Origin of the sequence: Vibrio sp. 10N.286.48.C11, assembly GCF_041469805.1 — a bacterium.
GTDB lineage: Bacteria > Pseudomonadota > Gammaproteobacteria > Enterobacterales > Vibrionaceae > Vibrio > Vibrio crassostreae_C.
Genome location: NZ_JBFRLK010000044.1, coordinates 1 through 26005 on the forward strand (window position 1 = coordinate 1; position 26005 = coordinate 26005).

Here is a 26005-nt window from a genome sequence, read left to right on the forward strand (position 1 = left end):
AAAGTGCGATCCCGCCCTGGGTGATGACGGGGGTGTTACTTGTTTGGGAGAGAATAATTTGTCATTATATTCCTCATGTCGAATGAATATATGGTTATATATTAGGCTCAAGAGATTTGGTAGTTGATAGAAAATATTGTATCGAGTACAGGATTTGCTATCACTCGCTCTATTGGAGTGAGTCATATAAATGTGAATGACGCATTGATTTTCTGTATTGAACGTGCAGATAAACGTTATATACAGAAAAAATTCCAGGCGGGAATTGTGTATTTAGTCAGCTTACGGATTGTATTTATTAGTAATGAATAGGTCTACAGATACAGTTGTACCCGCTAGTCAGAAATGAATTTAAAGTAATAGTATTGAATTTCGCTTTTTGAGAAATTTAAAGTTAATCATTGTCGTCTGAACAGAAACGAAAAATGTCGCATCCATGCGACATTTCTCTTTTGGCGGCCAAACCAGTTTTGCTATATCCATTCTAGATTTCAATCCATTAGGAGATTATTCAGAATGTAATTATAAGACGCTGTTAATGTTGATTAGTTCCCGTTACGCCGCATTTTTTTTCGATTTATTTTCTAAGTCGAATGACGCTGCGATTAACTTCTTGGTGTAGTCATTTTTCGGGTTGTTGAAAATATCTTCTGCAGACCCTTCTTCCATCACTTCACCCTTCTGCATCACCAATACACGATCCGACAGTGCTTTCACTACCGAGAGATCGTGGCTGATGAACAGGAAGCCGATATTGTGCTTGGCTTGAATGTCTTTCAGCAGGTCAATCACGGTCAGTTGTACTGAGCGATCGAGTGCTGAAGTCGGTTCATCCAGCAAAATGAAAGAGGGCTCTAGAATCAGTGCGCGAGCAATCGCGATACGTTGTCTTTGCCCGCCAGAGAACTCATGTGGATAACGGTTTATTGAATTCGGCTCTAAGCGAACTTCAATCAATGCTTTGCGCGCTCTTTCTAAACGTTCTTGCTTGGATAGATGAGGTTGATGCACCGTTAAGCCTTCGGTGATGATTTCCCCAACTGTCATGCGTGGTGATAAAGAACCATAAGGATCTTGGAACACCATTTGGACATCTTTCTTGAGCTTGTGACGCGCTTTATCATTTAATAAGCTAACGTATTGGCCTTTGTAAACAATACGTCCGGTACTCGGCAGCAAGCCGATTAATGCACGTCCAAGGGTTGATTTACCTGAACCAGATTCACCAACAATGCCTAGCGTTTCGCCTTGCTTAAGATTCAACGAAATGCCTTTTACGGCTTCGAAGTACTGGCTTTTACTCTTGATAAAGTGTGATTTCACCAAGAACTGAACTCGGATGTCGTCAGCACACAATAGTTCTGGGGCTGTCGCCTCAACAGGAACCTTAGCGCCTTTCGGAATCGAGTTAATGAGCATTCTTGTGTAATCATGTTTAGGACTATCGAACAAAGATTGAGTCATCCCTTCTTCTACGAGCTCACCTTTACACATCACTAGCACGCGGTCTGCAAAGTGTTTCACCACACCTAAGTCATGGGTGATGAACAAAATTGCCATGCCCATTTTGTTTTGGATTTCTTTGATAAGAGAAAGCACTTCCGCTTGTACGGTCACATCCAATGCGGTGGTGGGTTCGTCGGCAATCAAAATATCGGGCTCGTTGATCAAAGCCATCGCAATCATGATGCGTTGCAGCTGACCACCCGAAAATTCGTGAGGGTACTTGGTGTACGACTTTTCTGGCATTGGCAAGTGCACAAGATTAAACAGCTCAATCACTCGCTGTTTGGCTTGAGACTTTGACACTTTACGATGCCACATAATAGCTTCTGCCACTTGAATGCCGACGCGCAGGTATGGGTTCAAAGATGTCATCGGCTCTTGAAAGATCATGCCGATTCTGTCGCCACGAATCGACTGCATTTCACGCTCTGATTTTTCGAGAACAGACTCGCCTTCAAACTCAATTTGAGACTGCGGATCAATAATGGCGTTGTCTGGAAGTAGACGCATCAGTGCGTTGGAAGAGACAGATTTACCAGAACCTGATTCACCAACAATGGCCAAGGTTTCGCTGGATTTAAGGGTAAAGTTAACCTTTTTCACCGCATCAACGATTCCATCGTTGGTTTTGAAGCTAACGGAGAGGTTATTGACTTTAAGAAGAGCCCGGTCCGACATGATATATCCTTATCAATTTAAGACATTAGGTGAAGATTGAACTTCTGACGTTGTTTTAAGTTGCCCAAAATGGTGATGAGCACGTTGAATTTGTTCTAGTTCGAGCATCCAATGCGAACTGCGCTGAGCGCTGCAAAAAGCGATCAGGTGATTGAGCAAACCTTCGCTCTGCTTTTCCAATAATCCAAAGGTACGTTGAATCAGCTCAGTGTTCTCCAGAGAGATAAATTGCATCAGAGCGTAAGATTGATTCAAGGTATCGAAGGCTTGTTGGTGCTGACCTAATCGGTTGAGTATCTCTGATTGAGCGACGCTCGCGTCTCTTAACCCGGCAAGCAAGCAGGCAAATTGGCAAGGCTTGATATCGCTTTGGTATGCTGCATCTTGGATGTGATGAGGAAGTGAGGTTAGAACATCACCATATAGGCGCTGTGCTTCAGGCCAGTGACCTTGTTCCATTAACTGTTCAGCTTTTAGGTAGTGCATCCAGCATCGTTCAATTTCCATATCCACATCCTCAATTTATAATATCCGAAAATGTTAATGATATTTATTATCAATTGCAAATTAAAATCATTCACATGTTAAGTTGGTGAATTAAATGACGAGCTATTCCTAAAAATGGCTTAAATTGTGTGTTATTTGTTCAGTTGAACAGCTGTGTAGCGTAAGTCACTAAATTTGTAGGAAATTACATCTACACTGATTTTATCTACACCCAAGTAATGAAGGACTAAGGAGGCGGCGATGGCGATGCAAAGACTCAATACAGAACAGCTGTATCAGGTAGCGGATTTAGACAAGCTACCATGTAAGTCGACCAAAGAACTGGCTCCAATTGACGAAATCGTCGGGCAGGAACGGGCACAAAAAGCCGTTGAGTTCGCGATGTCAATCAAGGAAAAGGGTTACAACATTTATGCGATAGGGCGAAATGGTCTGGGTAAACGCACCATGATCTTGCGCTATCTGAACCGTCACCCTCAAGAAGTGCAGGAGCTTTTTGATTGGTGTTATATCGCGAACTTTGAAGATATTCGTACACCTAAGGTACTGAAATTACCTCGTGGCGTTGGCAGCAGCTTAAAGCAAGATATTGAAAAGCTAATGCGTAAATTGCTGAAAGGTATGCCTCTAGCGTTTGATAACGAGATGTACTTTAGCCGTGCTGATAGGCTTAAAAACCAATTAGCAGCTAAGCAACAAGCCGCGTTAGAAAGCATTAGCCAAGAAGCGAAAGACAAGGGCATTAACCTGACGATCACCACTCAGGGTGATTACCAGTTTGTGGCCATGAATGGGGATGATCTTCATACCGAAGAGAGCTTCGATCTGCTTTCGCCAGAAGAGCAAGACCAGTTCGATAAAACCATTGATGGATTGGAAGTCGGTCTGCGAACCATTTCTCGTGAGTTGACGGAACTTGAAGAAACGTACACTGAGAAAACTCAAAAACTGAATGATGATACTGCGCGAGACGTGATCACGCACTTCATCAAGCAATTGAAGAAGGATTACAGCCAATATCCAGACATTAAAAAGTACCTAACGGCACTGCGTAAAGACATTGTCGACAACGCTGACATCTTCTTAGAAGAGAGCACTGAGCAAGCAGAAGTTGCAACGGCCTCTTTGGATAAGAAAATGCCGCGTCGCTACAAGGTTAATGTGATTGTGAGCCAAAAGGAGGAGACTCTGCCGATCGTGGTGGAAGAGAATCCAAATTATCACTCTCTGTTTGGCTATGTAGAAACGGCGACGTTCAAGGGTACTGTCTTTACTGACTTCTCATTGATTCGCGCAGGTAGCTTACACAGAGCCAACGGTGGCGTATTACTGATGGATGCGGTGAAGGTACTTGAGCAGCCGTACGTTTGGGAAGGCTTGAAACGAGCACTGCGTTCACGTCAATTGAGCTTCACTTCATTAGAAAAAGAGGTGACCTTAACGGGGGCGGTATCGCTTGATCCAGAACCGATTCCATTGGATGTTAAGATCATCCTGTTTGGCGATTACCGAACTTACCAACTGCTGCAACACTACGATGCAGAGTTTGGTGAACTGTTCCGTGTAACGGCCGATTTTGAAGATGAGATGAAGCGTACTCCCGATTCTGAAATGCATTACGCGCGCTTTATTTCGAGCATCGTGCACGACAACAACATGCTGCATTGTGACCGTAAAGCGATCGCTCGCATCATTGAGCACAGCTCTCGTCAGGCCGGTGACCAAGGTAAATTGTCTCTGCACTCTGCTCACATTGCTAATCTGCTTCGTGAATCAAACTACGTGGCGAGAGGCTCAAAATCGAACCTGATTCGTGCAACGCACGTTGACCAAGCGTTATCTAACCAACAGATGCGTGTCGGACGACTGCAAGACAGCGTGATGGAAACCTTCACTAACGGCACAACGCTAATCCATGTTGATGGTCAAGCGGTTGGGCAAGTGAATGCGCTGTCTGTACTCAGCACGACGGATCATATGTTTGGTGCGCCGAACCGAATCACGGCAACCACCGCTTACGGTGATGGTGAAGTGATTGATATTGAAAGAAACGTAGACCTAGGTGGCAGTATTCACTCAAAAGGCGTGATGATCTTGTCGGCTTACCTTTCTTCCGTATTTGGTAAGACAGCCAAAGTCCCGCTCACCACTAACATCACCTTCGAGCAATCGTATGGTGGCGTCGATGGTGACAGTGCGAGTATGGCCGAGTTCTGTGCGGTTGTATCAGCGTTCTCTAAGCAACCAAACCGTCAAGATATCGCAATTACAGGCTCGATGAACCAGTTTGGTGAGTCTCAGCCAATTGGTGGTGTGAACGAGAAAATTGAAGGTTTCTTTGATGTGTGTGAAATCAAAGGGCGTTCAAACGAACAAGGGGTGATCATCCCACGTTCAAATGTTCACAACCTGATGCTGCGTAGCGATATTGTGAAAGCGGTTGAAAAGGGCGAGTTTAATATCTGGGCGATTGACCATGTAACAGAGGCGATTGAGCTGTTTACAGGTAAAGCCGCAGGTGAGGCAAGTGATGAGGGTAGTTATCCAATTGATACTATCTTTGGTATCGCCCAAGCTAAACTGAACGCACTGCGCAAATAGTTTGAATATCTAGATACAAACTATTTGCTAAATAGATAGCTAAACAAATAAACAAACAGCCAAAACGCAAAAGCCATCGATTCTAGAGTCGATGGCTTTTTTGTTGGTTGAGGTTTAGTTTGCCAGTGAGCTATTTGTATTTGGTCAGCTTACGGTATTCGGTGAAAGTTGCGTGTTAAATGGTGTTAACCGTTTCGCAAGCATAGCTTGGTGCCATCGAACTTCAGTTTTGCCAATAAGTGTTTGGCGTTAGCTCTGCCAATATCATCAAATTCGACACCGTATCGAGCGTAGTGCGTCGATTTCTGTAAATTACAGACGATGCCTCGCAATGGCGGAATCAGTGGTCCGTTGTAGTTCTCAGGGGTTATCTCAATAGACACGCGATCGGCAATCTGAATCGCACGAGAGGTTGGTGAGGTAACGAAACGACAACCACTTTTCGATAAATCTCGTATCTCACAGTTTGCTCGCTGGTCGTTGAAGATGATTCTTGAAGCCAGATTCACTTCATAGCGTGTTTCTTTACGTAGCTGTGTCACTTGCATCGTGCTTGGTGTAGACAGCACTAGAATAGGGAAGGGTTCACCAATCTTATGGTGAATTTGGCTTCTAAAGTGGATAAGCGCGCCTTCACCTCGTAGAGAATACGCACGAGCGGTCATCCAAAAACCCTCTTGAAAGAAAAAGTTCAGATCTTCATTGGATACCTCGGGAACCTCAACCACAATACAGTTATCACTGTGCGTTCCGATAAACTTGGTGGTGGCGAGAAACTTCGTGCCAACGGGAGTCGAGACATTTAATGTCAGCTCACTGCCGTGCTCAATCATGGCCAGTGCATCAGTGCTATTGATAGTGGAAACGGTGCGATTACGAGGGTCTTGAAGTGCCTGATTATGCTCCAAAGGCTTCTTCAGGGGTGCGTTCATTATATGTTCTCCATGCGCCAACATGCGTCTGTTAGTTATACTGGTAACTTGCTAACAAGGGGTTATTACGTGCTAGATTTAGTAGGTGTACTAACGCAATTTATAGAGTGCTTTTAATTGGTTTGAATTTTATTTATAACCACACGCTATAATAATATTTTCTTTGATTGTAAGTACTTAGTTTTATTTATATGCACTTGCGCTAGTCTATTACAAGGAACTCATACTTCAAACTTTTATTGTTTGTCGTATCAATTATTTGCAGGAGTTGAGAATGCAGGCAGTAAAATGGGATCAAGAAGTGAACCAGATCACGGTAGAGTTAGAACCCAACCAGTTCGCGGTCGTTAAGTATCAAAAGGACGGAGATGTACTACATATCACGTCGACACGCATTCCTGATGAACTGCAAGGCAAGGGCTTTGGGAAGGTGATGATGGAGTCGGTATTGCCTGAAATTGAACAAGCGGGCTTCAAAATTGTGCCGGTTTGTAGCTATGTGGTTCACTACATGAATAGGCAGCCACAGTGGTCACACCTTCTATCCGATAAAGCATAACAACGAGTAATATGTCTCAATCAATATCGTCGAATAATCGAGCTCAACCTGAAGCGGGTTCAAGTCAAAATCAGCCAGAGCTTTATCAACAAGAGTTTTATCAAAATGAGCTTTATCAAAAAATAGCGACCTCGCTGGGTTGTCATGAAGGGTTTGATGTCCAAGTGATTCAACGCCTATGGGGTGGATATGGCGAGTTAGTTCGCTTAGTCTTTTCTCAAGAAAGCAGTGCGGAACTCAAGAGTGTGATTGTTAAACATGTCGCGTTGCCAGATAAAGCTGAACACCCAAAGGGTTGGAATACCAAATTCTCTCACCAACGAAAGGTACACTCTTACCAAGTGGAAACAGCTTGGTATCAGTCATTCACCCAACAATGGGATGAGCGCTGCCCTGTACCTGTTGGGCTGCAATGTGAACTAGAAGAGAATGAGTGGCTGATAGTGATGCAAGACTTAGCGGATATAGGTTTTCCGTTAACCTCTCAGTTTGATGTACTTGCAGCTTCTGACTATCAGGTATCTAGTTACACACGAGAAGAGCAAAAACAACGTAATGCTTGCCTTAAATGGCTCGCTAACTTTCACGTAAAGCACATCAATATCAATCAAGAGCAGTTGTCATCATTGTGGCAAGTCGGTACTTATTGGCATCTAGATACACGTCCTGATGAGCTCAATGCCTTGGCTGATTTACCATTGAAGAACCAAGCCAAGCACATCGACCGTTTACTAAAAGAATGTCCATATCAAACCTTGGTACATGGCGATGCCAAGCTCGCCAATTTTTGTTTTGATTCTGAAAGCGAGCGAGCAGCTGCGGTCGATTTCCAATATGTGGGTTACGGCTGTGCGATGAAAGACGTCGCCTTGTTCATGAGCAGCGCGATTAGGCCACAAGATTGCGCAGAGCTTGAATCAGAAGTACTAGATGCTTACTTCCACTACTTGAAAGAGGCATTGGCGTACTATCAGCCACACCTTTCATTTGATGAGGTAGAAGCAGCATGGCGACCAATGTTTTACGTGGCGTGGGCCGATTTCCAACGTTTCGTAAAAGGCTGGAGCCCAGAGCATTGGAAGATTAACCCTTATACTGAGCAGTTGACCTTACGAGTGCTCACTCAATTAGACGAACAGGAGTCCGTCAATGTTCGATAGAACCGCGAGCTGGAAAACGCCGCAAAACTTTTTATTACTGATTTCGATTGTTGTACCGATCGCGTTTTCGAGCTGGATGGCTTTACTTAATAACTTCGTGATTGAGAAGGCGAACTTTGATGGTGCGGATATTGGCTTGCTGCAAAGTGTGCGTGAGATCCCGGGTTTCTTAGCGTTTACCGTAGTGTTTGTGTTGGCATTCATTCGTGAGCAACGCTTCATGTTGATATCGCTGGCGATGCTTACTGTAGGCACCGCGATTACGGGTCTGTTCCCCTCACTCACTGGATTGTTGCTGACTACCATTTTAATGTCGACGGGCTTTCACTATTTTGAAACGCTGAAGCAGTCTTTGTCACTGCAATGGTTGAGTAAAGAAGAAGCGCCAGAGATGCTAGGTAAGATGATCTCAGTCGGCGCACTGGCATCCTTAATCACTTACGGATCTATCTGGGTGATGCTAGAACAGCTGAAGCTCGACTTTGCTTGGGTGTACGGTATTACTGGCGGTATTGGTTTTATTCTGGTTTTGGTGATGACCTTTGGCTTCCCTGAGTTTCAGACCAAAACGCCACAGAATAAGAAGTTGGTGCTGCGAAAGCGTTACTGGCTCTACTACGCGCTAACGTTTATGAGCGGTGCGAGAAGACAAATCTTCACTGTGTTTGCAGGCTTCTTGATGGTAGAGAAGTTTGGTTACTCGGCTGCTGACGTCACATTGTTGTTCTTGGTTAATTACCTATTTAACTTCTTGTTTGCGAAGCGCATTGGTCGATTTATCGGTGTGGTTGGCGAGCGTAAAGCGTTGATCTTCGAGTATGTTGGCTTGATTGGTGTGTTTGTCGGTTATGGTTTGGTGCAAAGCGCGGAATGGGCGGCGGCACTTTACGTGATCGATCACCTGTTCTTTGCATTGGCGCTGGCGATCAAAACTTACTTCCAGAAAATCGCAGACCCGGCAGACATGGCATCAACTGCTGGTGTCTCTTTCACCATCAACCATATTGCCGCGGTTGTTATTCCGGTCGTGTTTGGTGTGATTTGGTTGTCGTCCCCTGCAACGGTTTTCTACATCGGTGCTGCGATGGCGGCGGTTTCTTTGGCGTTGTCTTTAAACATTCCTAAGACACCTGAAGAAGGCAATGAAGTGCGAATGTTTAGCTGGCGCTAATGTTGGTCTCGATATTATGAAATAAGCAAAAAGCTCCAATAGTGATATTGGAGCTTTTTGTTTATGTGGGATATGTATATCTAATCCGCAAAATAGGTTTCACGCGGATCAGTTTCTTACGGTTTTTAATTCGGTACGCAGCTTGAAGATTCCCTTTGGTGCTTTGGTCAGTAAGATGCCGCAAAGTAGAGGAATCATCATTACAAGTGACTGTTCAGATAGAACCTCACCATTGATGTAGCAAGAGATCAGCAGCGCAACCACTGGGAAGATTAGGAAGCAGATAGACGCTTGGAAAGGGGTCGAAACCTGTCCTAATTTGAAGTAAGCCACAACGCCGCCAACACTCGCGACAAAGCCTAGGTAAACCACGGCTGAGATTGAATCCCCAGTGAAGGATTCAACATTCACGTTTTCACCTACAGCTGAAACAGCGAATAAGAATAAAGCAGCAATCAGGCTCGGTACGGCGTTGTAGGTTAGTACTTCAATACCTTTGCAGTGCTTTTGAACCAGCACATACATAACTGCGTGAATCGCAACAGCAAGGCCTAAGCAAACCGTGCCAATTAGGTAGTCATCGCCACCCATCTGCATTTCGTTGCCAAGGATTAAACATAGGCTCACAACAGCAGTAATCAAACCGAATATCTGGTGCTTCGCCAGTCGTAGACCTAAGAATAAGCCAGACATCAGCATCACAACCACAGGCATGTTGGCGAAGATGATCGACGCTAAACCTGAAGAGATGTATTGCTCGCCATAGATCATCAACGTAAACGGAATCGCGAAATACATCAGCGCAACAATAAGCAGCCATTGGCGCTTACCTTTAGGGAACAGCAGTGGTTGGTTGAAGACTTTCGCTAATACCGCAAGCAGAGGTGCTGCAAGTAAAAAGCGTAACGCAGTAGCAAAAATAGGTGGGATAGAATGCAATGCTACTTCCATAGCGAACCAAGTGGTTCCCCAAATTGAGCAAACAGAGACAAAAAGCAAAATAGTTAGAGACTTCGAATTCATGGTGACTACTCATTAATAATTATTTTAAATCATAAGCTTGTGGCGCCTTAACGACGTGGCACAGTATAAGTAGGTCGTCGGAGAAAGTTTTTGTCTTTTTATCTCTAATTGAAATGAAATATAGAAATTAAATCTCTAATGTAATCTTTTTTAATAATTTATTTTCACAAAGGCAGGGTGAGTTAAAGTTATTGTTCTTTTTGAGGGATTGGTGGGAGATAGAAGGTTGAAATTGAGGCCGAAGTGAGAACATTATTTAAGGTGATTGTTTTATTCTTGATTGGTACTAAAGACTTAGTACGAGGCAAAAAGCCCCTTTATTGAATCAAACTATAAAGGGGTGAGAGCTACCACACGAAACGGTAAACTAAAAACGTAGGTTGAAGCCTAACTCGACGATGCCATCAGAACGGGTACGGTCACTTGGACTAACGCGCTTTTGACCGAATGTATATTTCACATACGGTTCCACCCATTTGGGTTTCAGCGTAAAAGTGACGTCTTGGCTGTTGTAATAACCTTTTGACCCCGTTAATTGGCGGTCATGACTGAATGAATAAGCAAAGTTCATAAACTGTGTGGGAGAGTAACTGGTCCCAATGGTACTTTTCCATTCTCGGCTCGCATCACTTAAATCGAATAAAGGGAATTTTCGCCATTCATGGGATGTGTTACCAAATACCATTATGTTGTTGGTTAGAGCTGTTCCGCTGAATAAGCCAATATCATAAATATCAAAAAAATCGGCACGACCATAGCTGATGAAAGCTTCTGTGTAGTAATCACCTAGCATTACGCCATAGCCTGTACCTAGTTCTAAATATCCTTCAGAATCTATTTCTGCACTGATGTTCACTTCTTCAGTTGCTTGAATTACGCCGGATACTGTACCTATCCAGTTGTCTCCAGCTTTAGCTGTTTGAAAACTTAAACTCGGCTCGTGGTAGCTTAATGTTTGTAATTGATGGTCGTTTGCATATATGGCGAAGGGCATCAATAAAGTGATCAATAGTCGTTTCATCGTGTTCTCAACTCTCAAATAAAAAGGAGCCGCTAATAAGCGGCTCCTTTGCTTTTATATTTATTATTTTTTATTAGCTGCGGTTAGCGCGGTCTTTTACTGCTTGTTTAATTTGCTGACGTTGCTCTTGAGAAAGAGATTGAATTTTTTGTTTCAGCTCTGCTTTTGTAACATCTTGGTTGTCACGGTCTATGTTGGAGCCATCAAATTTATTATTGATAACTGAACCGCCAACTTCAATGTACCGGATAGAATCGTCTTGGTTACGAACGATTGCTACTTGGTGCCAGTTATTATTATTGTTGTTAGTAATATTTAAAACAGTCAGATACTTACTATCGGTTTCGACTCGGATTTCGTAGGTATCTTTTAGTTTATCTTGGATCTTGTTTACGATACCTTCAATGTTACTACCGTCGAACTTGTGATTGAATATTGTCCCACCAATTTCAACATAAAGCAGATTACCGTCTACATCGCGACGCACAACAACTTGATGCCAGTTCCCATTTTCGTCATTCTTAATGTCGTAAGCAGTTAGGATCTTTGTATCGATAATTACTTCTGTGGTGAAGATGTCACCTAATTTATCTTTAAAGCCAGGTAGCTCGTTATTGGGGATTCCTTCGATAGGGTTTGATGGTGTAGCGTCTTCTATAGGATTAGATGGCTCTACATAAATCGGGTTTGAAGGTGTAACAGGAAGTCCATAGTCAGGATCGATAGGACCATGTACATCAGAAGCTATTAAGCGCCCGTCTTCTACACTGATTACAAATGTACCACCGTGTGTACCTACAAAGATTAGCTCACCATTTTTACTTTGAACATCACCAACTTTTTGTCCTTCTGCATCACTTACAATGTTATTTTCTACTGTGTACGCTTGTCCGTTAATTAGAACGTAACTTTTTCCGTCAGCGCCACGTACAATTAACGAATTATGTTCACCTTCATCGCCATTGATACGAGCAACTTCTACGTTTTCGCCTTGGAAATATGTAACATCTGCAATACCGTCTTGTGGATCAATACCGCCACCGTTGTCACTTGAACCAGAAGAAGAACAACCAGCTAGGAAAGAGGCTGCGATAAGGGTACTTAATAGTTTTAGTTTCATTGTTTACTCTCAAATATTGTATAGGAACAAGGTTTGCTTCTTGCAGTGTTATGTGGCGTTCCTAGCCGATGAGAGAAGTATATGGACTGAATAAAAAAGCCTCTAATTCCTTAAAAGAATAGAGGCCTTAACGATTAGTTATTAATGAAACAGAGTAAAGAGGGTGATAACTACTGGTTATTATTGAGAAGGTTATCCAATATCTTCTTAAGCCATAGAGTTGTAGGACTGTTACGATGTTTGTGGTGAAAGTATGCACACACGATAGGGTTGATATCCTTGTTGTCAAATAAGATGTCGATGGCCCGTAAGGAGGTTTTCTTCTCTATGCCTAAAAATTTCGAGGCAGGGAACATCATGTCGGAGTTTTGTACTACATCAATAACCGCTGATGGCAGCTCTGAACGGAAGCCTATTCTTGCTTCTAGTCCTTTGATTTTCATTATTTTTTCTGCAAGTGTTTGATGAGAGTTCCAATCTATCGCAATAATTGTAGCTAGCTCAAACTTAACGCCATCTTTGATTTCAATAAAATCTTTCTGATAAGGATGGCCTTCTCTCAAGTAACCTTTAAAACTGTCTTGGGCTATCGGTTGTTGTAAGAGCTCCTTGGGGGCGTGGTTAATTTCATAATTGAAACCAATCAGCACCTCATCATTAATGATGTCAGCCATCGTTGTTTTAGACCAGCTTAATAGCTGAACTTGAACATGCGGAGCTTGAGAGCGAATTGCTTTGAATAACTTACTTGATAGTGAGCTAAGGAGGAAAGGAGATAACGCTAACTTGAGGGGCCCGCGTAGTTCACTAGGGTTGAATTCATTACTATTATTGAGTGCTGAAGAAAGATCATCCAAGATTGGTGAAATGCTTTCCGCTAACATTGTCGCGTGATCAGTCGCGCGCAAGCCATGGTGTGTTTTTACAAATAGTTCATCGTCAAAATGGTCACGCAGCCTTTGTAGGGCTTTACTGACCGCTGGTTGAGATACAAAGAGACGTTCAGCTGCTTTTCGCATGTTTCGTTCTTGATGCAAGATGATAAAAGTGCGAAGAAGATTTAAGTCTAAGTTGGAGAAGAGATCTTTTGCCATATCGAACGCCTGAATTGATGATTGAATTCATAATAAGGTGTGCGTCGTTAGAGAACAAATAGATATATTATATAGATGTGAAGTCGGTAAAATAAAACCCGCACTTGGCGGGTTTTTGTGTAGGTCGTTACTATATGTAAATTCTATTGCGTAACAGGCTTAACTTGTTTGGTTTGTCTTACTGCAAGGATAAGCTGCGGCATCAATGACATCACGATCATGCCAGTCATTAGTGAATATTGGACTGGAGTAAATGATTCACCCATTAACACCATACCGGTCAAGATGCCCGCAACTGGGTTTGCAATACCGCCGAAGGTGAAATCAACCACCGACATACGTTGTAGCAACCACACATACATGCCGTAACCCAGCGCTGTGTTCAGTCCAATCACCCACAATAGACCCATAGCGTTGCGAGTATCGAAATGAGTGACAGCATTAATATAAGGCTGTGGGTCGATGAAGGCATGAACGCCAGAAGCGATAGACAAAATCGTACCACCCAAAATCAGTTGCCACGTTAATACCTTCCACCAGTGCATGCGGTTACCCAGTGACTTGGTAATGCTGCTGCCGATGACAATACACATTATTGCGGCAAACATTGCGCCTAAACCGATTGGGTTCAGAGCAATTTGGCTTGGGTTAAACAGTATCCACGCTAAGGTGATCAAGCCAATACCCGAAAGGGCTTGAATCAGATGCGGGCGCTGTTTTTTCACTACCCAGTGGAAGATCATCGCGAACACCGGCACGGAGATCATGCCCACGCCAGAGATTGCCGAAGGCAGCGTTAGTGCCATTACGAAGATCAAACCAAAGAAGGTCGCGATGTTAATCAGACCTAAGGTGAAAATGATCTGCCACTCGCCTTTTTTTGGCAGGCTAGGTTTTACTGCAAGCAGCAATAAGCCAGCAGGCAAGGCGCGTAAAGCACCAAGTAGCAGAGGAGGCCATTCCTGAAGAGTAAACTGCGTCACTGCATAAGTTGTTCCCCAAAAGAACGCGGGGATCATCGCGAGTAGTATGTTCATATGAAATATCTTTACGTTAAGATAACTAATTGTGTGAACTGTATACTTAGATCATGTGGTTGTAAAGTATCTTTATGTTAAACTAGTTTGAAGTAATCAAGACTAATAACGGAGCGAGATTGCAAATGGATGCTATCGACCGCGTAGTAGAGCAATGGGCAAAGGAAAAGCCTGAGCTAGAAACTGAGCCTATGGCAATGATGGGCCGGATTATGCGTATTGCCAAGTATATGGAGACTCAAGTTGCCGAGCTTCATAAAAAATACGACATGAAACTCGGTGAGTTTGATGTACTGGCTACGTTGCGACGTTCTGGAAAGCCTTACCGACTCACGCCATCAGAATTGATTGGGTCGATGATGCTGACATCTGGCGCGATGACCAATCGCCTTGATAAGCTAGAAGCCAAAGGGCTGATCAGTCGTGAGCACAGCAAAGAAGACAGACGCAGCGTGAGTGTTCAGTTAACCAAAGATGGTCTTATTCTGATTGACCAAATGATGACTGAACATGTCGAAATGCAGAAAAAACTGGTTAAGTCTCTGTCTGCGAGCCAGAAGAAGAACACCAACCAACTGCTGAAAACATGGTTGAGTGCTTACGAGTAATCGACGTGAGTTAACTCAAACTGATTTGAAAACCGAAGTGATGAGCTTCGGTTTTTTTTGTGCTTGTTAGACGGGTTTATTTTTCTGACTCATTTAGATGGCTTAGGCTGAGCTGATACTCTCCAGCACTTCTCTAGCTTTTTCAAAGCGAGTATGTCTACTAAAATTTCAAACAAGTTGTTCTATTTTTCTCGTTATCATCTTAATGCTAAGTCGAATAACCTATCGGCAATGAAACTTATCAAGGCTTAGAACTATGAACACTAGATTGAACGACACACTAACTTTTTTCGCTCGTATTTTATTGGCTTACTTGTTTATTCAAGCGGGTTGGGGAAAGCTATTTAGCTATGAAGGAACCGCGGGATATATGGTATCTCAAGGAGTTAGTGCTAACTTGTTGCCTTTGGTTATCTTGCTTGAACTCGGTGGCGGGCTTGCAATTTTAGCTGGATTTATGACTCGCTTTACAGCGTTCTCGATTGCATTTTTTTCTTTAGTCTCTGGTGTTATGTTTCACTTCGACCCAAGTTCGTCGGGTCAAATGATTCACTTCTACAAAAATGTCTCTGTTGCTGGTGGGTATCTAGCGTTAGCGGTACTTGGCGCGGGATCGTTTAGTGTTGATTACTGGCTGTCTAACAAGCTAAAGCAAGATACCAAATGGACGCGCTTAATGGTTCTTGTTCGTTAGTGCTCTTTGTCTAATCACACGTTATTCGTTATTCGTTATTCGTTATTCGTTAGTGTTGTTGGCGCAACTTATGAATCAAAAAACCGAAGCCTAATCGCTTCGGTTTTTTTGTTCCTGTCTAAGAATTTCAAGTACAGAGAGTTAGCGAGTTAAGCTTGCAGCATCTCGTCACTGAACAGTTCTGCACAACCAATGCCGTTGATGGCGCAACTTTCGTCGATGTCTGAGATGTCACCGCTGACCCCAATCGCACCAAGTACCGTTTTATCCTTATCTCGAATCAGTAGGCCCCCTGGCACTGGCACCATGTTTCCGTGTGCGAGTACGTTTACGGCGGAGATAAATGCTGGTCGATTATCAGCATCTTGGGCGAGTTTTCTAGAGGAACAACCCAGTGCGAGTGCTCCCCACGCTTTAGCAATCGCGATGTCTGGTCGCATCATGCTAGAGCCGTCTTGACGTTGCAGAGAAATCAGCTTGCCACCGCTGTCTAAGACGGCGACCGTCAAAGGTTCTGTGTGGATCTTGTTTCCTGCTTTTAAGGTGCCATCAATGATGGTTAACGCTTGTTGTAGAGTCAAACTTCCCATGTTATCTCCTAGTTTTTCAAGGGGCCGTGTACCAAGCTAAGTCAGCCAATCATTACGCTTGTTGTGAATATCATCGACTGATTCAGCTCGGTACAAGAGTCCTAACTGGACTCTTGTAATAGCCCATAGCTGGGTATAGTTAGGAAGGCAGCGAACTCTTTGGCTGTAGAAAGTTGATAGAAAAGATCAGCTGTCTCTTCAAATCGACCTGCTGTATAGCGCGAGTCTCCGACTTCATGTTTTATCGTGTCTAGCTCTTGGTAAAGCCAAGAGTGGAATAGTGATTTGGTAAAGGTTTGGCCATCATCGAGTGTTACCCCGTGGTGGATCCACTGCCAGATATTGGCTCTTGAGATCTCAGCAGTCGCGGCATCTTCCATGAGGCCGTAGATAGGTACACAGCCGTAGCCTTGAATCCAAGCTTCGATGTAATACAGCGCAATACGGATATTCTTGCGCACGCCGGCTTCGTCGCGGCTGCCTTCACAAGGTTTTAGCAACGAGTCTGCATTGATCACATGCTCCGGGCTTTGAAAATCCATTTGGTTTACTTTGCCATCTAAGTGCTTATCAAAGATCGACATTGCCAAATCAACCAGTGCAGGGTGCGCGACCCATGTGCCGTCGTGTCCATTCTGAGATTCTCTTTGCTTATCTTCGATAACCTTGGCGGTTACACGCGCCATTTCTTGCGGATCTTTCGCTGGAATAAAGGCCGACATACCACCCATCGCCAGTGCGCCGCGAGCATGACAAGTACGCACCAACAGTTGGCTATAGGCATTTAGAAACTCTTGATCCATGCCGATCCCGTGGCGGTCTGGCAAGATGCGGTCTTTATGGTTTTTCAGCGTTTTGATGTAGCTGAAGATGTAATCCCAACGGCCACAGTTCATTGCCACGATATGATCACGCATTGCGTACAAGATCTCTTCCATTTGGAATACGGCTGGAAGCGTCTCAATCAAAACCGTCGCACGAATGGTGCCTTTGGGTACGTGGAAATAGTTTTCGGTGAAGCTGGAAATATCGTCCCACCACTGTGCTTCTTCCATGCTTTCAAGTTTTGGAATGTAGTAGTAAACCCCCAAACCTTGTTGTGCACGTGATTGATAGTTGTGGAAAAAGTACAAGGCGAAGTCCATCAAGCAACCGCCGATAGGCTGATTGTTGAATTGAATGGACTGCTCAGGCAAATGAATACCACGTGGGCGGGCAATCAGCAGTGCAGGATCGTCGTTTAATTGGTAACGCTTCTGCTTCTTCTCATCGAAGTAGCTAATGGTGCCAAGGTTGGCGTCTCTTAGGTTGATTTGCCCTTCGACCATATTGGCCCAAGTCGGGGAAGACGCATCTTCAAAGCAGCACATGAAGACTTTCGCACCCGAGTTTAGCGCGTTGATCACCATCTTTCTTTCGATAGGCCCGGTGATCTCTACGCGACGATCCAGTAGCTCTGTTGGAGGTGTTGCCACTTTCCACTCTTTATTCTGACGAATGGAAATGGTGTCTTTTCTGAAATTGGGTAGCTCACCCTCGTCATATTGAGCTTGTTTTGTGTCGCGGTCACTTAGCAGGGCATGACGGCGATCTCCAAACTTATTGACGAGAGCTTCTAAGAATTTTAATGCATCTTTAGACAAGATCTCTTTGTACTCGGAGTTGTCCATATTCCCGAGTACCTGCATACACTGTACTTCTTCTCTCTCTTTTACGTCATTCATCATTGTTGTCTCCTTTGAACAATACGATGTCACTTTGTATACAAAATGCTCTTTTTAAGGATATTTATATTGTAGAAATTGTAAACAAGCAAACGGTATTTAACATTTATTTATCATTTGGTCTTTTTGTAATTTATTTTTACGTAAAGATATTTTATGTAAAGCAATGAATTGTAAGCTTTTCAGGATGAGTGCGTACTTAATGTGATGGGTTGATGTAACAAAATTGTTTCATTTTGGGGTTGATAAATAGCTAGGATGGTTCATAGTACACAAAAGTTATTTTAATTGTATACAATCTGAACTGGAGGTTCGAATGGCAATTATGAAAGCGATTGAAGCAGCGGTAGAGGTGCTTAAACGTGAAGGTGTAGACATCGCATTTGGTGTTCCCGGCGCAGCAATTAACCCTATGTATGCGGCTATGAAAAAGCTCGGAGGAATCGACCACGTCTTAGCTCGTCACGTAGAGGGTGCATCCCATATGGCTGAAGGGTATACGCGTACCAATCAAGGCAATATAGGTGTGTGTATTGGTACTTCTGGTCCTGCGGGAACGGACATGATCACGGGCCTTTATTCTGCGACTGCAGATTCGATTCCAATTCTATGCATCACCGGCCAAGCGCCCCGTGCTCGTCTTCATAAAGAAGATTTCCAAGCGGTCGACATTGAATCTATCGCTAAACCAGTCACTAAATGGGCAACCACGGTGCTGGAACCTGCACAAGTGCCACGCGCATTTCAAAAAGCCTTTCATTTAATGCGTTCGGGTCGTCCGGGGCCAATCCTGATTGATCTACCGATTGATGTTCAGCTGGCTGAAATTGAATTTGATATCGATACCTATGAACCGCTAGAACCTTATAAGCCACAAGCAACCCGCGCGCAGGTTGAGAAAGCATTAACCATGATGTCTCAATCTGAAAAACCGCTGATTGTATCGGGTGGTGGCGTGATTAACGCTGGTGCGTCTGAATTGTTGCAACAGTTTGCCGAGATCACTGGAGTTCCTGTGATTCCAACCTTGATGGGTTGGGGCTCGATCCCAGATGATCATGAATTAATGGCAGGCATGGTAGGGCTACAAACGTCTCACCGTTACGGCAACGAAACCATGCTCAAATCTGACTTCGTGTTTGGTGTCGGTAACCGTTGGGCCAACCGTCATACCGGGTCCGTGGATGTTTACACCGAAGGTCGTAAGTTTGTACATGTGGACATTGAACCAACTCAAATCGGCCGTGTGTTCTGTCCGGATTTGGGCATAGTCTCTGATGCGAAAGCAGCACTAGAGCTAATGGTTGAAGTGGCGCAAGAGTGGCGTGGTGCTGGCAAACTGCCAAACCGAAATGCTTGGGCAAGTGAGTGTCAGGAACGCAAATCGACCATGCTGCGTAAAACCAATTTCGATGAAGCGCCAATGAAACCGATGCGTGTTTATGAAGAGATGAACAAGGCATTTGGTCGTGACACTTGTTATGTGAGCACAATTGGTTTGTCGCAAATTGCTGCCGCTCAGTTCCTGCATGTTTATAAGCCGCGTAACTGGATCAACTGTGGTCAAGCTGGCCCATTGGGTTGGACAACGCCAGCCGCATTAGGCGTACGAGCTGCTGATCCAAATCGCGATATCGTTGCTATCTCTGGTGACTACGATTTCCAATTCATGATCGAAGAACTGGCCGTTGGCGCGCAATTCAACCTGCCATATATTCATGTGTTGGTGAACAACTCGTATCTAGGTTTAATTCGCCAAGCACAGCGTCAATTTGATATCGATTATTGTGTACAACTGGCGTTTGATAACCAGAATGCGCCAGAGCTTGAAGGCTACGGTGTTGATCATGTTGCGGTTGTTGAAGGCCTAGGCTGTAAGGCAATTCGAGTTCGTGAACCAGACCAAATTGCCGCTGCGTTTGAGCAAGCCAAAGAGCTGATGAACAAGCATAAGGTCCCGGTTGTTGTTGAGTTGATTCTTGAGCGAGTAACCAACATTGCGATGGGCGTTGAGATCAATGCTATTAACGAATTTGAACCGCTTGCCGAAAGCCGTGGCGATGCTCCAACGGCGCTGGCGTACAAGTAATCATTAAGTCATGTGTATCCGTAGAGTTGAGGTTTAGCTCTACGGAAAGTCTCCAATAGAGCGAGGCTTTACTACAAATAACCAGATTTTTACAGATAAAGAATAAGGACAGAGTCATGGCAAAATTTGCAGCAAACTTGTCAATGTTATTCACGGAAGTTGATTTTATGGACCGCTTTGAAGCTGCCGCAGAAGCGGGCTTTCAAGGTGTGGAATACCTTTTCCCTTACGCCTTTGATGCTCAGGCAATCAAAGCAAAGCTCGATGCTAACAACTTAGAGCAAGTGCTATTCAACCTGCCTGCGGGTGATTGGGATGCTGGCGATCGTGGTATCGCGGTCGACCCAGCACGAGTTGAAGAATTTCAAGCGGGTGTACCTAAAGCCATCGCTTACGCAAAAGCGCTCGGTTGTACTCAAGTGAATTGCTTGGCGGGGATTGTTCCGCAAGGTGTGACCCAACAAGACGCGCAATCGGCGTTTGTGATTAACCTGCATTACGCGGCGAACGCGCTAGCAGCAGAAGGCATCAGCTTAGTGATAGAAGCGATCAATACACGCGATATTCCGGGCTTCTTCTTGAACACGACTGAGCAAGCCAAAGCGATCATTAAAGAGGTAGGGAGCGATAACCTTTCTATCCAATACGATATTTATCACATGCAAATTATGGAAGGCGATCTCACGCCGACCATGCAACAAAATATTGGCCAAATCGCACACGTGCAACTGGCGGATAATCCAGGCCGACACGAACCGGGGACTGGAGAAATCAATTACCCGTTCGTGCTCAACTATCTTGATGAGCTTGGCTATCAAGGCTGGGTTGGCTGCGAATACAAACCAAAAACAACGACGACAGAAGGCCTTGGTTGGCTGCACCAGTACCGTTAATTGCGTCTGGTAACCCTCAAACGTTAAGGAGAACAACATGTCTAAAATTGCATTTATCGGAACTGGCATCATGGGTAAACCTATGGCGAGTAACCTTCAAAAAGCAGGTCACGATTTGATTCTGTCGGATCACTTTAATGCAGCACCTGCCGATCTTGTGGCAGCAGGCGCAACGGTCTGCCATTCACCCGCAGAAGCGGCAGAGGCGGCGGATGTCATTATCCTAATGGTGCCGAATACACCTCAAGTGGAAGACGTCCTGTTTGGTGACAATGGCGTCGAGCAAGGCCTTACCGCCGGTGGCGCTGCTGGAAAACTGGTTATCGATATGAGTTCAATCTCACCAATCGCAACCAAAGCGATTGCAGCTCGAATCAACGAAGGTGGTGCTTCATACCTCGATGCACCGGTATCAGGTGGTGAAGTGGGCGCGATTAATGCGGCGCTGACTATCATGGTGGGCGGTGAGCAAGACGCCTTTGATAAAGCACGACCTTTGTTCGAAATCATGGGTAAGAATATTACGCTGGTGGGTGATAACGGAGCAGGCCAAACGTGTAAAGTGGCTAACCAGATCATTGTTGCTCTGAATATCGAAGCCGTGTCTGAAGCCTTGGTATTTGCTTCAAAAGCGGGGGCTGATCCAGCACGAGTTCGTCAAGCGCTATTAGGTGGCTTTGCTAACTCTAAGATATTGGAAGTGCACGGTGAGCGTATGGTTGAAGGCACATTCGACCCGGGCTTTAGAATCTCACTTCACCAAAAAGACCTCAACTTAGCGCTAACGGGCGCACAAGAGCTAGGGGTTGCACTACCTAATACGGCTAACGCTCAAGAGTTGTTTGGCGAGTGTGCCGAAATGGGTGGCGAAGGTTGGGACCACTCTGCGCTTATCCAAGCGATTGAGAAACGTTCTGACCACTCGATTCGTTAATCTAGTTAACGGTTTGTCCGTTTAGTGGTTAATCAATCAACCGATTATCCGTTAATTAATTAGGGCTGCTATCGATTCGTAGCCCAACAGTTTGTTTATAAATCGCGTAGTTTCGTCTCCTTTATACGCGTTCCTGATACGAGGCAGAGGTTGAAGTTGTTCCTTTCCAACTTGATCTTAGCAGGCACCCTTTGGCCTTGTATCGGGGTTCTTTTTTTCTCCGTCAACTAAGGAGTGGCTGATGGACATTGATGCTAAGCAGTTTCTACAAACCCTTTTCTCAAGTGCTGTTAATCAGGCGCTACCTAAAAATCACATCGAACCTTTTCTTCCTCAAGACATTTTTTATCGCTCTGCTAATCAAGCCGGGCGTACTGTCGTTATCGGGGCAGGAAAAGCAGCCGCGTCGATGGCCGCCGAGCTGGAAGCGGTTTGGCAGGCAAAGAAACAACAAGACCTTGCACTGCGTGACCTTGAAGGCTTGGTGGTGACTCGTTATGAGCACACCGCCCCTTGCGAACACATTGAGGTGATTGAAGCGGCGCACCCAGTCCCAGATGCGATGGGCTTAGAAGTGAGCCAACGTATGCTGGAATTAGTGAGTGGTTTGAGTGCTGACGATACGGTTATTTGCCTATTGTCTGGCGGTGGTTCTGCTTTGCTAAGCTTGCCCGGTGGCGACATCAGCTTGGCAGAGAAGCAACAAATCAATAAAGCGTTGCTTAAATCAGGCGCCGCCATTGATGAGATGAACTGTGTTCGCAAACATCTATCTTCGATAAAAGGCGGTCGACTTGCTAAAGCGGCGTATCCTGCAAGGGTTGTGTCACTGGCGATTTCTGATGTGCCGGGCGATGACATTAGTGTGATTGCATCGGGCCCAACCGTACCCGACACCACCACGCGTTTTGATGCGATGGCCATTTTAGAACGTTATCAAATAGAAACACCACGCTCGGCATTTGAATGGCTAAATAATCCAGAGTCAGAGACGGTTAAACCAGATGACGTATGTTGGAAGAACGCGGAGCACCATATTATCGCGACACCAATGTCGGCATTGGAATCCGCTGCTGCAGAAGCTGAAGGCTTGGGTATTCCCGCTTATGTGTTGAGTGATTGCATAGAGGGAGAAGCGCGAGATGTCGCGAAGGTGCATGCTGCGCTAGCCAAACAAGTGGCTAATAACAAGCACCCATTTGAGACGCCTTGCGTGATACTTTCCGGCGGGGAAACCACGGTAACCGTTAAAGGGAATGGTCGCGGTGGGCGTAACTGTGAGTTCTTGTTGAGCTTGTATAACGAGCTTAAAGGCCAAGACAACATATTTGCATTGGCTGCTGATACCGACGGGATTGATGGTGTTGAAGACAATGCGGGAGCATGGATCGCGCCTCAAACATGGCAACTAGGTTCGAGCCTGTCGCTTAAAGCGCAAGACTATCTCGATGCGAACAACAGCTACGATTTTTTCAAGCAAGTCGATGTGCTTCTAACCACGGGGCCAACGCTGACCAATGTGAATGACTTCCGCGCGATATTGATTCTTTAACTTGAACAGTTCAAAAACACGGTATGGAATGGTCGCTTCTTAACAAATAGAGCGGCCATTTTATTGTTATCAATGCGGTGACCTTGAGTTCTGAGATTATCTTCTGGACTAATGAAGCACGTTGATTACTATGATTTTAGTAACGAGCTGTAAAGGATGCAATATGTCTAGGATCAGACAAAAGAATCAAGATTTAATCATCGAAGTCGCGTGTGAACAATTCGCCACTCATGGTTATGCCGCAACAAAAATGGCTGATATCGCAAAAGCGGCCGACATTCCCAAACCCAACGTCTTCTACTATTTCAGCTCAAAAGATAAGCTCTACAACGCTGTGCTTGAAACCGTCACTCAGCCTTTACTAGAAGCGTCTCGTCCGATTGAAGAGTTGAGCGATCCTGTTGAAGCCTTGTCTCAATATATTCAAACCAAGCTGATCATTTCTCGCGACCATCCACATGCTTCTAAGGTATTTGCCAATGAAGTGATGTCTGGCGCTAAAGTATTGCCGAAAGAGATTGGTGACGAGCTGTATAAGCAATCCCAGATGATTCTTGATAAGTTCTCGACATGGTCGGCGCAGGGCCTAATGGACGATGTTCCCGCTCATCACCTGATGTTTACCATCTGGGCGGCAACTCAAACCTACGCCGATTTTGGCTGGCAGATTTGCAGCGTGATGCAGAAGGACCAACTCGATGATAAAGACTATGCCGATGCCGCTCAGTTCATCACACAGTTAGTGATTAAAGGCTGTGGTGTGAAAAGCTAATGTTGTTTGAACGTTTATCTAGGTGTGTGAGTGACTATAAGCACAGAACCTCTTTTGTGACCTGTTGTGCAATAACTCATTTATCTTGAATTCGGTTCGATTAGGTATGCCATTTTATTTAAATGACAGGTTATAGTATCGCGAAAATTGGCGGCACTTACTCTTCTGAAAAGCGAAAAGCTGGAAACTTATAGATGAAGCCGCTAACAATATTACACGCACAACATTAAGGTTTAGCAATGACGCTTAAAAGCTTGGCATGCACCATCAGCGCAGTTCTGCTTGCAGGTTGCGGTTCAACGGTCGCGACGCAAACATACAACGCTGATCTGATCATCACCAACGGACAGGTTCTCACCATCAATTCAGAAATGGATGTGATTGAAGATGGTGTTGTTGTAGTGAAAAACGACCAGATCATCGCAGTCGGTACCGAGGATTTAATAACTCAATATCGCGCAGAAAAAGTGATTGATGCTCAAGATGGAATCGTCATGCCGGGTATGGTGAACGCGCACAACCATTTACCGATGATCGCGTTTCGTGGCTTAGGGGAAGAGGGTATTTCGAATCGTCTGTTCGCTTACTTCTTCCCTCTAGAAGCCGAAAAGCTAAGCCGTGAACTGATTTACAACGCAACCAAGCTTGGCTCTATCGAACTAGCACAAAGCGGTGTAACCACTTATGCCGATATGTATTACCACATGGATGAAATGGCCAAGGCGACCAAAGAAGTCGGCTTACGCGCTGTGCTCGGCGAAACCGTGATTAAGTTCCCAGTGGTCGATGCCAAAGAACCTTACGGCGGCATTGAATACGCCAAAGGCTTTATCGAACAATACAAAAACGATGAGCTAATCACGCCTGCTTATGCGCCACATGCGGTGTACACCGTGAGCAAAGATAAGCTGCAAGAAATCAACAAGCTGTCTGCTCAATACGATGTGCCGGTGCTGATTCACGTTGCTGAATTCCCGAATGAAGAAAAGCGTATCAAAGATGAAACCAAAGCGACATCGCCAGTTGAATACATGGATGAAATCGGTGTGCTAGACGAGCGCGTAGTGATTGCTCACGGTATCCACCTTTCCGAAAATGACCAAAAGCTTCTCAAGCAAGCTGACGCGGGTATCTCATACAACCCAATGGCGAACGCTAAAGGCGCGACGGGAATCGCACCTGCATGGGATATGTACCGTGCTGACATGCGCATTGGCTTAGGAACCGACGGTCCAATGAGCTCTAACCAAGTCGATATCATGCGCACATTAAGCTACGCAGCAAACATGCAGCGCTTAAAGCATTCAGACCGCACCATCATGATCCCTGAACAAGTGATTGAGATGGCGACATTAGGTGGTGCAAAAGCCCTACACATGGAAGACCAAATTGGTTCTCTTGAAGTGGGTAAGAAGGCGGACATCGTGATTGTCGAGACACAATCGGCGAACATGATGCCAAGTTACGACCCATACGCGACTTTGGTTTATCAAGCGAACCCAAGCAACATCGACACCACGATTGTTAACGGCCAAATCGTAATGGAAAACCGCGTGATGCAGACGGTTCAACTGGATGACATCCGCCAAAGCGTCGATGAGTTTGAAACAGATATCAAAGCCTTTGCCAAAGAGCTTTCTAAGAAGGCGATTAAGTCGAAGAGCTTGATGGATTAAGATGTAAATCGGTTTCTAAAAATCGAACTGAATGAACAAGGCCGACATCACGTCGGCCTTTTTT

At 44.8% G+C, this 26005-nt stretch carries 22 protein-coding genes; 12 read left to right on the top strand and 10 right to left on the bottom strand.

What is annotated here, in order from left to right; translation table 11 throughout:
• Positions 1–555 precede the first annotated feature (555 nt).
• Together AB4209_RS12165 and AB4209_RS12170 are read right to left on the bottom strand one after the other, a co-directional pair.
• Positions 556–2184, bottom strand: a complete 1629-nt coding sequence (locus AB4209_RS12165) for an ABC transporter ATP-binding protein (RefSeq protein WP_372056007.1) — start codon at positions 2182–2184, stop codon at positions 556–558.
• Positions 2185–2196: 12 nt separating this feature from the next.
• A complete protein-coding gene (locus AB4209_RS12170; protein WP_017068585.1) occupies positions 2197–2691 on the bottom strand; it encodes a hypothetical protein in 495 nt (164 codons plus the stop codon).
• Between the two features lie 240 nt (positions 2692–2931).
• On the opposite strand from AB4209_RS12170, the gene AB4209_RS12175 reads away from it, so the two are divergent.
• Positions 2932–5292 carry a Lon protease family protein gene (locus tag AB4209_RS12175; RefSeq protein WP_372056009.1) on the top strand — a complete coding sequence of 787 codons (2361 nt, stop codon included), beginning with the start codon at positions 2932–2934 and terminating at the stop codon, positions 5290–5292.
• Positions 5293–5477: 185 nt separating this feature from the next.
• Here AB4209_RS12175 and AB4209_RS12180 read toward each other — a convergent pair whose 3' ends face one another.
• The gene (locus AB4209_RS12180) at positions 5478–6224 is read right to left on the bottom strand and encodes a flagellar brake protein (RefSeq protein ID WP_017065025.1); all 747 of its coding nucleotides are present in this window, start codon (positions 6222–6224) and stop codon (positions 5478–5480) included.
• Positions 6225–6498: 274 nt separating this feature from the next.
• Here AB4209_RS12180 and AB4209_RS12185 point away from each other — a divergent pair, with 274 nt between their 5' ends.
• From AB4209_RS12185 to AB4209_RS12195, 3 genes are read left to right on the top strand one after another with little or no spacing between them, the layout of a single operon-like run.
• Entirely contained in the window at positions 6499–6783 is a 285-nt protein-coding gene (locus AB4209_RS12185; protein ID WP_004732803.1) for a GNAT family N-acetyltransferase, read from the top strand.
• 11 nt (positions 6784–6794) lie between these two features.
• Entirely contained in the window at positions 6795–7943 is a 1149-nt protein-coding gene (locus AB4209_RS12190) for a phosphotransferase (protein ID WP_372056011.1), read from the top strand.
• Complete coding sequence (locus AB4209_RS12195) at positions 7933–9114, top strand: MFS transporter (protein WP_050620146.1); 1182 nt, start codon at positions 7933–7935, stop codon at positions 9112–9114. Before AB4209_RS12190 ends, AB4209_RS12195 begins: the two co-directional genes overlap by 11 nt.
• A gap of 108 nt (positions 9115–9222) precedes the next feature.
• Here the strand turns inward: AB4209_RS12195 and AB4209_RS12200 are convergent, their stop codons facing one another.
• The 5 genes from AB4209_RS12200 to AB4209_RS12220 all read right to left on the bottom strand — a co-directional run bounded on the left by AB4209_RS12200 (position 9223) and on the right by AB4209_RS12220 (position 14409).
• Positions 9223–10137, bottom strand: coding sequence for a DMT family transporter (locus tag AB4209_RS12200; protein WP_372056013.1), 915 nt, complete (start codon positions 10135–10137; stop codon positions 9223–9225).
• A 367-nt stretch (positions 10138–10504) separates the two neighbouring features.
• A complete protein-coding gene (locus tag AB4209_RS12205) occupies positions 10505–11158 on the bottom strand; it encodes a hypothetical protein (protein ID WP_372056015.1) in 654 nt (217 codons plus the stop codon).
• Between the two features lie 73 nt (positions 11159–11231).
• Positions 11232–12278, bottom strand: coding sequence for a hypothetical protein (locus AB4209_RS12210; RefSeq protein WP_372056017.1), 1047 nt, complete (start codon positions 12276–12278; stop codon positions 11232–11234).
• Positions 12279–12448: 170 nt separating this feature from the next.
• Complete coding sequence (locus AB4209_RS12215) at positions 12449–13372, bottom strand: LysR family transcriptional regulator (protein ID WP_017071978.1); 924 nt, start codon at positions 13370–13372, stop codon at positions 12449–12451.
• Positions 13373–13515: 143 nt separating this feature from the next.
• A complete protein-coding gene (locus tag AB4209_RS12220) occupies positions 13516–14409 on the bottom strand; it encodes a DMT family transporter (protein WP_372056019.1) in 894 nt (297 codons plus the stop codon).
• A gap of 125 nt (positions 14410–14534) precedes the next feature.
• On the opposite strand from AB4209_RS12220, the gene AB4209_RS12225 reads away from it, so the two are divergent.
• Positions 14535–15017, top strand: coding sequence for a MarR family winged helix-turn-helix transcriptional regulator (locus AB4209_RS12225; protein WP_017054932.1), 483 nt, complete (start codon positions 14535–14537; stop codon positions 15015–15017).
• Positions 15018–15273: 256 nt separating this feature from the next.
• Positions 15274–15711 (top strand): DoxX family protein, encoded by a 438-nt coding sequence (locus AB4209_RS12230; RefSeq protein WP_372056021.1) that lies wholly within the window; start codon positions 15274–15276, stop codon positions 15709–15711.
• A gap of 149 nt (positions 15712–15860) precedes the next feature.
• Here AB4209_RS12230 and AB4209_RS12235 read toward each other — a convergent pair whose 3' ends face one another.
• Both AB4209_RS12235 and aceB read right to left on the bottom strand, forming a co-directional pair.
• Positions 15861–16301, bottom strand: a complete 441-nt coding sequence (locus AB4209_RS12235; protein WP_008220964.1) for a heme-binding protein — start codon at positions 16299–16301, stop codon at positions 15861–15863.
• A 101-nt stretch (positions 16302–16402) separates the two neighbouring features.
• Positions 16403–18028, bottom strand: coding sequence for a malate synthase A (gene aceB / locus AB4209_RS12240; protein ID WP_372056023.1), 1626 nt, complete (start codon positions 18026–18028; stop codon positions 16403–16405).
• A 313-nt stretch (positions 18029–18341) separates the two neighbouring features.
• Here aceB and gcl point away from each other — a divergent pair, with 313 nt between their 5' ends.
• From gcl to AB4209_RS12270, 6 genes are all read left to right on the top strand, one after another.
• Positions 18342–20114 carry a glyoxylate carboligase gene (gene gcl / locus AB4209_RS12245; protein ID WP_372056025.1) on the top strand — a complete coding sequence of 591 codons (1773 nt, stop codon included), beginning with the start codon at positions 18342–18344 and terminating at the stop codon, positions 20112–20114.
• 116 nt (positions 20115–20230) lie between these two features.
• Positions 20231–21007 (top strand): hydroxypyruvate isomerase, encoded by a 777-nt coding sequence (hyi, locus tag AB4209_RS12250; RefSeq protein WP_017075254.1) that lies wholly within the window; start codon positions 20231–20233, stop codon positions 21005–21007.
• A gap of 37 nt (positions 21008–21044) precedes the next feature.
• The gene (locus tag AB4209_RS12255) at positions 21045–21941 is read left to right on the top strand and encodes a 2-hydroxy-3-oxopropionate reductase (RefSeq protein WP_048611851.1); all 897 of its coding nucleotides are present in this window, start codon (positions 21045–21047) and stop codon (positions 21939–21941) included.
• A 241-nt stretch (positions 21942–22182) separates the two neighbouring features.
• The gene (locus AB4209_RS12260) at positions 22183–23493 is read left to right on the top strand and encodes a glycerate kinase (RefSeq protein ID WP_372056027.1); all 1311 of its coding nucleotides are present in this window, start codon (positions 22183–22185) and stop codon (positions 23491–23493) included.
• 163 nt (positions 23494–23656) lie between these two features.
• The gene (locus AB4209_RS12265; RefSeq protein ID WP_102332259.1) at positions 23657–24265 is read left to right on the top strand and encodes a TetR/AcrR family transcriptional regulator; all 609 of its coding nucleotides are present in this window, start codon (positions 23657–23659) and stop codon (positions 24263–24265) included.
• Between the two features lie 239 nt (positions 24266–24504).
• The gene (locus tag AB4209_RS12270; protein WP_372056029.1) at positions 24505–25941 is read left to right on the top strand and encodes an amidohydrolase; all 1437 of its coding nucleotides are present in this window, start codon (positions 24505–24507) and stop codon (positions 25939–25941) included.
• The last annotated feature ends 64 nt before the right edge of the window (positions 25942–26005 follow it).

Bases quoted from the DNA above. Each gene is read 5' to 3' on its own strand.
- AB4209_RS12165 (WP_372056007.1), bottom strand. From the start codon at position 2,184: ATGTCGGACCGGGCTCTTCTTAAAGTCAATAACCTCTCCGTTAGCTTC.
- AB4209_RS12170 (WP_017068585.1), bottom strand. From the start codon at position 2,691: ATGGAAATTGAACGATGCTGGATGCACTACCTAAAAGCTGAACAGTTA.
- AB4209_RS12175 (WP_372056009.1), top strand. From the start codon at position 2,932: ATGGCGATGCAAAGACTCAATACAGAACAGCTGTATCAGGTAGCGGAT.
- AB4209_RS12180 (WP_017065025.1), bottom strand. From the start codon at position 6,224: ATGAACGCACCCCTGAAGAAGCCTTTGGAGCATAATCAGGCACTTCAA.
- AB4209_RS12185 (WP_004732803.1), top strand. From the start codon at position 6,499: ATGCAGGCAGTAAAATGGGATCAAGAAGTGAACCAGATCACGGTAGAG.
- AB4209_RS12190 (WP_372056011.1), top strand. From the start codon at position 6,795: ATGTCTCAATCAATATCGTCGAATAATCGAGCTCAACCTGAAGCGGGT.
- AB4209_RS12195 (WP_050620146.1), top strand. From the start codon at position 7,933: ATGTTCGATAGAACCGCGAGCTGGAAAACGCCGCAAAACTTTTTATTA.
- AB4209_RS12200 (WP_372056013.1), bottom strand. From the start codon at position 10,137: ATGAATTCGAAGTCTCTAACTATTTTGCTTTTTGTCTCTGTTTGCTCA.
- AB4209_RS12205 (WP_372056015.1), bottom strand. From the start codon at position 11,158: ATGAAACGACTATTGATCACTTTATTGATGCCCTTCGCCATATATGCA.
- AB4209_RS12210 (WP_372056017.1), bottom strand. From the start codon at position 12,278: ATGAAACTAAAACTATTAAGTACCCTTATCGCAGCCTCTTTCCTAGCT.
- AB4209_RS12215 (WP_017071978.1), bottom strand. From the start codon at position 13,372: ATGGCAAAAGATCTCTTCTCCAACTTAGACTTAAATCTTCTTCGCACT.
- AB4209_RS12220 (WP_372056019.1), bottom strand. From the start codon at position 14,409: ATGAACATACTACTCGCGATGATCCCCGCGTTCTTTTGGGGAACAACT.
- AB4209_RS12225 (WP_017054932.1), top strand. From the start codon at position 14,535: ATGGATGCTATCGACCGCGTAGTAGAGCAATGGGCAAAGGAAAAGCCT.
- AB4209_RS12230 (WP_372056021.1), top strand. From the start codon at position 15,274: ATGAACACTAGATTGAACGACACACTAACTTTTTTCGCTCGTATTTTA.
- AB4209_RS12235 (WP_008220964.1), bottom strand. From the start codon at position 16,301: ATGGGAAGTTTGACTCTACAACAAGCGTTAACCATCATTGATGGCACC.
- aceB (WP_372056023.1), bottom strand. From the start codon at position 18,028: ATGATGAATGACGTAAAAGAGAGAGAAGAAGTACAGTGTATGCAGGTA.
- gcl (WP_372056025.1), top strand. From the start codon at position 18,342: ATGGCAATTATGAAAGCGATTGAAGCAGCGGTAGAGGTGCTTAAACGT.
- hyi (WP_017075254.1), top strand. From the start codon at position 20,231: ATGGCAAAATTTGCAGCAAACTTGTCAATGTTATTCACGGAAGTTGAT.
- AB4209_RS12255 (WP_048611851.1), top strand. From the start codon at position 21,045: ATGTCTAAAATTGCATTTATCGGAACTGGCATCATGGGTAAACCTATG.
- AB4209_RS12260 (WP_372056027.1), top strand. From the start codon at position 22,183: ATGGACATTGATGCTAAGCAGTTTCTACAAACCCTTTTCTCAAGTGCT.
- AB4209_RS12265 (WP_102332259.1), top strand. From the start codon at position 23,657: ATGTCTAGGATCAGACAAAAGAATCAAGATTTAATCATCGAAGTCGCG.
- AB4209_RS12270 (WP_372056029.1), top strand. From the start codon at position 24,505: ATGACGCTTAAAAGCTTGGCATGCACCATCAGCGCAGTTCTGCTTGCA.